Origin of the sequence: Ureibacillus manganicus DSM 26584 (assembly GCF_000772945.1) — a bacterium.
GTDB lineage: Bacteria > Bacillota > Bacilli > Bacillales_A > Planococcaceae > Ureibacillus > Ureibacillus manganicus.
Genome location: NZ_JPVN01000072.1, coordinates 1 through 395 on the forward strand (window position 1 = coordinate 1; position 395 = coordinate 395).

Below are 395 nucleotides of genomic sequence, written 5' to 3' on the forward strand. Positions count from 1 at the left end.
TTTCTACCTTCGGTAAAAATTATGAACGTCGTTTTCAAGATACTGATATCTTTGAACAGATTTTCTATCGCATACTCAAAGAAATTGCGGATAAAGGTTTACTAAGTGCTGACCATGTTTTCATCGATTCAACTCATGTCAAAGCGAGTGCGAATAAACGTAAATTTGAAAAGAAAATGGTACGTAAAGAGACACGTGCATATGAAGCTAAACTTCAAGAAGAATTAAATCAAGATAGAATTAATCGCGGAAAGAAACCATTCTCAGCAGATAAATTTGAAAAAGATGAGATGAAGGAAATTAAAGAGAGTACAACGGATCCTGAAAGTGGCTACTATGTAAAAGATGAAAGGACTAAGCAGTTTGCATACTCATTTCATGCAGCGGCGGATCGG

At 35.7% G+C, this 395-nt stretch carries 1 pseudogene; it reads left to right on the plus strand.

Annotated elements, in window-relative coordinates:
- Positions 1–395: pseudogene (locus tag CD29_RS19405) on the plus strand (IS5/IS1182 family transposase); the annotation flags it as partial.